Annotated in this window: 6 protein-coding genes; 5 read left to right on the plus strand and 1 reads right to left on the minus strand. The window is 45.2% G+C overall.

Features of this window, described 5'->3' with window-relative positions:
- Positions 1 to 248 precede the first annotated feature (248 nt).
- From E9531_RS17135 to E9531_RS17150, 4 genes are all read left to right on the plus strand, one after another.
- Positions 249 to 1,490 carry a tyrosine-type recombinase/integrase gene (locus E9531_RS17135; protein WP_136574992.1) on the plus strand — a complete coding sequence of 414 codons (1,242 nt, stop codon included), beginning with the start codon at positions 249 to 251 and terminating at the stop codon, positions 1,488 to 1,490.
- Positions 1,491 to 1,988: 498 nt separating this feature from the next.
- Positions 1,989 to 2,195: a helix-turn-helix transcriptional regulator gene (locus E9531_RS18010; protein WP_136574996.1), complete on the plus strand. Its 207-nt coding sequence runs from the start codon at positions 1,989 to 1,991 to the stop codon at positions 2,193 to 2,195.
- Positions 2,192 to 3,691 (plus strand): YfjI family protein, encoded by a 1,500-nt coding sequence (locus E9531_RS17145; RefSeq protein ID WP_136574993.1) that lies wholly within the window; start codon positions 2,192 to 2,194, stop codon positions 3,689 to 3,691. Before E9531_RS18010 ends, E9531_RS17145 begins: the two co-directional genes overlap by 4 nt.
- 438 nt (positions 3,692 to 4,129) lie before the next feature.
- Positions 4,130 to 4,945: a YagK/YfjJ domain-containing protein gene (locus E9531_RS17150; RefSeq protein WP_158291838.1), complete on the plus strand. Its 816-nt coding sequence runs from the start codon at positions 4,130 to 4,132 to the stop codon at positions 4,943 to 4,945.
- A gap of 66 nt (positions 4,946 to 5,011) precedes the next feature.
- Here E9531_RS17150 and E9531_RS17155 read toward each other — a convergent pair whose 3' ends face one another.
- On the minus strand, positions 5,012 to 5,695 hold the full coding sequence (locus E9531_RS17155) for a hypothetical protein (protein WP_211343483.1): 684 nt from the start codon (positions 5,693 to 5,695) through the stop codon (positions 5,012 to 5,014).
- A gap of 61 nt (positions 5,696 to 5,756) precedes the next feature.
- On the opposite strand from E9531_RS17155, the gene istB reads away from it, so the two are divergent.
- Positions 5,757 to 6,569 (plus strand): IS21-like element helper ATPase IstB, encoded by an 813-nt coding sequence (gene istB / locus E9531_RS17160; RefSeq protein WP_244610169.1) that lies wholly within the window; start codon positions 5,757 to 5,759, stop codon positions 6,567 to 6,569.
- The last annotated feature ends 74 nt before the right edge of the window (positions 6,570 to 6,643 follow it).

Below are 6,643 nucleotides of genomic sequence, written 5' to 3' on the forward strand. Positions count from 1 at the left end.
CAATGATTTATGTTTTTTTATTGGCGGAGAGGGAGTCCGTTGATTTGAACTCCAATGCAGTCGAATAAGTATCATAAATTCATTTTATATCAATAGGTTGAATGACTTCTCAGTCCAATTCGATATAACAAGGTTTTGTCCGAGTTTATTTTTTATGGTAGATTGGATGGTAGATAGAATATTGGGTAATTTTATCGGATTCTAACTGTCAGACTGTGATCGATGAATCCTTACATAGGACTCGAATCATGCCAAAAATCGCCAAAGAACTGCGCGCACTTGATATCAGCCGATTGGGTGAGTCAGGCCATCATCCTGTTGGTGGCGTAGTTGGCTTATATCTCTACATTACGCCTAATGGAGCCAAGTCTTGGGTTCTTCGAACCATGATTGCAGGCAAGCGTAGGCATATGGGACTCGGTGCTTACCCCACAGTCCCATTGGCTCAGGCACGGGAAAAAGCACGCCAAGCCAGAGATGAAATCATCAACGGCAACGATCCGATTGCACAGCGCAAACAGGCAAAGAGTCTGTTGCAAGCCCAACAGGCAACAGAGATCACCTTTGCACAAGCAGCACAGTCCTATATCGATGCACATAGTGATGGCTGGAAAAATCCCAAACATCGTGCGCAATGGACATCAACCCTGGAGACCTATGTGTTCCCTGTGATGGGCAAGCTCATGGTCAAAGACGTAGCTCAAACGCATGTGCTGCAAGTATTAGAGCCTATTTGGAAAACCAAGACAGAGACTGCCACTCGTATTCGTGGCCGTATGGAAAGTGTGCTCGATTGGGCCACTGTCAGACATTACCGTGACGGCGACAACCCAGCCCGTTGGAAAGGCCATTTGGATAAGCTGCTTGCACCACCGACTCGTATCCAGAAGGTGATCCACCATAAAGCCATTGAAATCGACAACATGCCCACATTCATGGCTGAGTTACGCAAGCGTGAAGGCATTGCGCCCAGAGCATTAGAGCTTGCGATCTACTGTGCCGCTCGCAGTGGTGAAGTCAGGGGATCTACCTGGGACGAAGTCGATTTCGATAAGCAAATATGGGTGATTCCAGCAGAACGGATGAAGGCCGGCAGCGAACATCGAGTGCCATTGAGTCGTCAGTGCATCGATCTCCTCAAAAAAATACCAAGGCTGGTGGACTGCCCATACATCTTTCCATCCACCAAGTCTGGCATGCTCTCAGACATGGCATTGTTGGCGGTCATGCGCCGCATGGAGGTAGACGCTGTGCCACACGGCTTCCGATCAACCTTTCGGGACTGGGCAGGCGAGAAAACCAACTACCCGCGTGACGTTGCTGAGCAGGCACTGGCCCACACACTCACCAATAAGGTTGAGGCCGCTTATCGACGTGGAGATGCGTTGGAAAAACGCAGGCAGATGATGCAGGATTGGGCAGACTTTTGCCACGCTCCGCTCAAAGGCAGCAGGCCAATCCAAGAGGCATTTCTTTCCACTCTCCCATAATCTAGCGCTGCGATATGTACGGGCAGAATGCAAGCGCTTGACTTCAGTTCCGAGTGAGCGGTATGATGACCCATCGGAGTGGGATCTCCGGTCCACTTGCGGGGACATTAAACAAGCCGACCGCTGCAATACTGGTCGCACTAGGCACGGTTCCAAAGCGAATTTTTAGTGTCGAATAGAGCAAGAGACGGGCGATCGCGAGTTAAAGCGCAAATGCACCATCTCATCACTGACCCTGACATCGGTGACGCAATGTAGAAGACGACGCAGATTACTATCTGTGGTCGATCTGGATAAAGTGGCAGCACCTCTGCGTGCCGCGCTTCAATAAAGACAGCACTCGTTGCTGCGATAAAGATATTGCGTTACCTGCGGTCGCTAGCTTTGCTAAATCCGCTCAATTTCACGTTTTGGCGCATCATTTGGCTGGTCAGGCAAACGACTGTGCGCTCAGGATTTTCCATGAGCACAAAATACTCTAGCTCCACATTTGATCAAATGATCCGCGCAGTGGCTTGCGCACGACTTTTAAATATCTCACGATCTGCTTTATACGATTGGCTTGACCCCAAATCTCCTCGGTATAAAAAAGATTTTCCAAAACGAATTCGTTTATCCAGCCGCGTGATCGGATGGCGTCTCTCTGAGGTAAACGCGTGGATTTCCTCCAAGCAAACAGATCAAGCTTCAGGAGGTGCAAAATGATAATTTTGAAAAATGCCCCCTATCTCGATATTAATCGATCGATAAAAATGGATCGCGCATTTCTTAATGAGGTGGCAAATGAAATAATTGATCGTGTTAAAGCACCACCTGAAATAGCATACTCTGGCATATTTGCAGCAATGTCCATCTGTTGCCAGCATCATGTGGACGTTAACTGTCCAGGTGGAGGAAGGAGTCCGACTTCAGTTTACCTGATGACCAGTGCAGAATCCGGGGACAGGAAAACAGCCGTAGAGAATCAGCTTTTCAAGCCTATATTCGAAATCGATAGCAGAAATCGTTTAGGTTCGATTGCTTCGGAGAAAGAATATGACAGAGAGCAGATTATTTGGCGTGCCAAACGGAAGCAACTAGAGCGTGATTTTGGGAATGCATTAAAGGAGTCTATCGCCACAGAAGAGATCGAAAATTGCTTGGCACAAATAATCGATTCTGAGCCTGAAAAACAAAAAGCCACCCGATTTCTTTATCGCGACGTGTCAGTATCGGCACTGCAAAAAGGCATGGCGGAAAACAACGCTAACGCCGCATTGATTTTGTCAGAATCCATGGGATTATTCAGCTCTCGCAATGCGGACTCCCTACCTACACTTTCTGCAATATGGGACGGCAGACCCATCGATGTTGAAAGAGCCAATAAACCCTCGTGGTATGTGGCATCGCCACGTCTCACAATCTCGCTGATGATGCAGCCAGGTGTGTTGCGCGGGTACCTTGGTAAACATAGTGGAGTCGCACGCTTATCGGGGTTGCTCGCCCGATTCCTGGTGGTAGAGCCAAAATCGAGGCAAGGTATGCGTCAAATTCACCCGACCGAGGTTGGATTGCCAAAAAAAGACGATGCGCTTAAGCAATTTCATGCGCGTGAGCTTGAGCTTCTGAGCAATATTCCAAAAGATCGCGAATTACTTTCCTTCTCCCCGGCTGCACAGCAAATATGGGTTGAGTTTTACAACAACGTTGAAGACCAACTGGGGCAATATGGCTGTTTTTCGGACATAAGGGATTGCGCCTCAAAAATCGCAAACAACCTTTCACGTCTCGCTGCACTAATTCACTATTTCTGCGGAAAGCCTGGTGACATCGACTTTGAATCGGCGGTATGCGCTCGTGATCACTGCATTAAATATTTGCTTAATTTTAAGCGACTCTTCGGTGTTCTCAGTCATGAAGAAAGTACCAGGCAGGACGCAATACGCTTGAATACATTTCTTGCTGACAAAGCGACGTTGGGCATGACTCAGGGATTTTGGGGTTTGGCAAAAAACCTGAATGGGCAAGTCTATTTTGAAAAATCCCATTTGGAAAAATCAGGTCCCTTAAGACCTGTAGCGCAACTCGATGCTGCCTTGGAGCTTCTTTCATTCTGGCAAGTGGTTGGTTTTAACCAGCTGGCTCGAAAAAAGGTTGTCCTCTTTCACCCTCATGTGTCAGCACAGATTCCAAGGTACGACCCGAATTCGCGCTACCAATAGTGCATAACGGCAGCGAAAGTTGCGAAATTCGCAGCTTTCGCATCGCTTATGACGATGAAATACACTCATGCGCAATATCCGGAACTATCTTCTTGCTCAAAAATAATATCGATTCTCATTTTTATTGTGGAAAAGTTAGCTTTTATGACTGTAAAAAGGTCGATTCTTATCAGCCTTCCATAGGAGTCTATGTTATTAATAAATCAAAACAAATAGCCAGAGGTAATTATGATAAATATGCAACCATGCTTTCCTACTCGTGAAGAATATTCATTGACTTATTTTAATTTCATTCAGAATATTAATATTTGCATTTCAGAAATATATAATACATTTAATTCAAGAAAAATAAAATCAATATTTAATAATTCAAAAATTGTTATATTCACCAATAAGATATGGCATGAGTTCATTAATGAACCAGAAGAAGAGTTAGACTTGAAAATACTGAATCAATCAAGCAGCGCTTACGCTTATGCATTGCGTGTTCTGTACCTGCACCTATCCAACCACCATCAACGCCCGAATCAAGGCATCTACACTGATGATCATGTTGCAGTGCAATCAATATTGCTTTGTTTGCAATCAGTGTTTAATGATCCTGTGTTTCTTTCCAAGCTGGATAACACTAGGCGTAGCCAACAAAAGAGCAGAGATTCGCTGTACCAGTACGCCACTGACCTGAAACACATTTATCGCAAGCTGATGGTGGTGCGAGTGGATTTTGGCTACAACCAATTTGTCAGCAAAACTGTTTTACCGCAGAGGCGCATTGAGGACGACTGGGAGCGTCAGCTGCAGTACGTGCAGAAGAACTTTGCCGATAGCTTTGTTGGCTATGCTGTGAAGTTTGAGCATGGCAAAGACAAAGGCTTACATGCCCATAGCGTCTTTTTCTTTGATGGCAATGTGGTCTGCAACGATGCCAAGATTGGACGCATATTAGGCGAGTATTGGGAGCACCTTGTCACGGATGACCTAGGATTGCATTTCAACTGCAATACAAGCGATCACAAGGCCTCACTACTGGTGTGTGGTTTAGGCACGTTTACGGGGCGTGAGCAGGCTTTTCGGGATGGTATGTGGATCATTGCTGACTACCTTAGCAAACCTGATGCAATGGTTCGATTGCTGCTACCTGAAAGAACTAAGATTTTCCGTCGAGGTTACCTGAATTATTGGCAACAGCTAAAACTTACCAATAGACTGGCCATGCCTTGTACAGCATCAGTCGAATTCACGACTCTATCATAATTCCAAATATCCCACAGACATCAACCGATGTGACCAACCTTTTGGAGAGTTTCCCTAAAAATCCACTCACCTATTGGGGAAATTATTCATATATTTAGCTTGCGGCAATGGATAAGTTTTAATAAGCCAAGCCTCACCAGCATAAAAATCAGTATCAAATAGACTTATCCCAAAATGCTTACAATAAAACTCCATCATCTCAGAATCCAGTCTATCCTTAATTTTTCTTGATTTGTATTTATCAAGAAGCTCAAAAGGCAAGGGATCCCCATACTCTTCAAACTCCCATCTACTTTCTTTATGAGCAACAACACTCCTAGTTTTTAAACTCCCAGATGTACCATCTCTTAAAACAAACTGAAAAGAACCAGGCTTTTTACTTGGGACATCTTCAACCATAACCAGACTTAAATTTCTAATTCGCCACTCCCTAGAAAAATAACTTGGCTGCGAATGAACATCCGTACCATTAATAAAATTATTACTCAAATAAAGCACCCATCCAGACTTCGTACTGGTAATTAAAAAATTATTATATTGATTAGATAGAGGCAACAATGCCTGCAGCTTGCATTCAAAATCACCATTAACTCGATTAACCTCAACCTCCCAAGGAAAATTCCAATCATCATTGATTTTTCTTAACCGTCTAAAAACATTCTCCGAAAAACTTTTCGCATCAACTTCAAAGAATGCCATGCTAGTAGTAATCGGGGCGAAATCATTTAAAAAAAAATCAATATTCTTCAATTTACCACCCTTAATATAAAAATCCCATTTGGATCATTTGCCAAACCTCTACTCGCATGTCCTGGCAGGAGCTGGAAGCTGTATTGACCCAGCATTTGAAGCAGCGCACCCTTTGCTCTCCCAACTGCTCAAAGCCGAGAGTGCCGAACGTGAAGTACGCTCTATTTCGTACCAACTCAAGGTCGCCAAGTTTCCTGTCTATAGAGACCTGGCAGGGTTTGACTTTGCTCACAGCCAAGTCAATGAGGCTTTGGTGCGAAGCCTGCACCGATGTGAGTTTACGAACAATGCACACAACGTCGTACTAGTTGGCGAGCCAGGCACGGGCAAGAGCCATATCGCTACCGCTTTAGGGGTTCAAGCAATTGAGCACCATCGACAGCGAGTGCGTTTCTTCTCAACCGTTGAGCTGGTCAACTCCTTGGAGCAAGAGAAGTCCCAAGGCAAAGCTGGGCAGCTAGCTCACCGGCTGCTGAGCACAGACTTGGTCATCCTTGATGAGCTTGGATATTTGCCTTTTAGCTCTTCTGGTGGAGCATTGCTGTTCCATTTACTCTCAACGCTCTATGAAAGAGTCAGCGTAGTCATAACCACCAACCTCAGCTTTAGCGAATGGGCGAGTGTGTTTGGAGACGCAAAGATGACGACCGCGCTACTGGACCGTTTGACCCATCACTGTCATATTCTCGAAACAGGCAACGATAGCTTCCGTTTCAAGCACAGTAGTGCAACTCAGCCCACCACCACAAAGAAAGAGAAAAATAAAGCTTTATCCACATCTTGTGGCCTTACGGATCAAGCATCAGGGTGGGTCAGTTTTGCATGGAAATTAACAGACTCAGTCCCGTTGAGTACCGCAAGAGCCTTGGATTGATGATTTAAAAAACAGTCCAAGTTTTTGTACGTATCCCCTTTGGGAACCTCTCAGAACCCTGCTATAAAACGTCA

It is taken from the genome of Lampropedia puyangensis, assembly GCF_004833285.1.
In the GTDB taxonomy this organism is placed as follows: Bacteria; Pseudomonadota; Gammaproteobacteria; order Burkholderiales; family Burkholderiaceae_C; genus Lampropedia; species Lampropedia puyangensis.